This window comes from Hyunsoonleella flava (assembly GCF_004310325.1).
Lineage (GTDB): Bacteria > Bacteroidota > Bacteroidia > Flavobacteriales > Flavobacteriaceae > Jejuia > Jejuia flava.
Genome location: NZ_SIRT01000054.1, coordinates 1 through 305, shown reverse-complemented (window position 1 = coordinate 305; position 305 = coordinate 1). Strand labels below are relative to the sequence as shown.

Sequence of the window (305 nt, the reverse complement as noted above, 5' to 3'; positions counted from 1 at the left end):
AGCACAGTTCCGTGAATTGGAAGCATTTACTAAGTTTGGTTCAGACCTTGATGCAGCTACATTGAATGTAATTGAAAAGGGTAAGCGTAACGTTGAGATTTTAAAGCAAGTTCAAAATGATCCTTTTACTGTTGAAGATCAGATTGCAATCATTTATGCAGGTTCTAAAAACTTGTTAAGAGATGTTCCTGTTGAGAAAGTAAAAGCATTTGAAAGAGATTATATAGAATTCTTAAATGTTAAGCATAGAGATACATTAGATACTTTAAAGTCTGGTAAATTAACGGATGAGGTTATTGATACTT

At 32.1% G+C, this 305-nt stretch carries 1 pseudogene; it reads left to right on the top strand.

From position 1 onward, the window contains the following. A pseudogene (locus EYD45_RS16615) lies at positions 1-305 on the top strand (F0F1 ATP synthase subunit alpha); the annotation flags it as partial.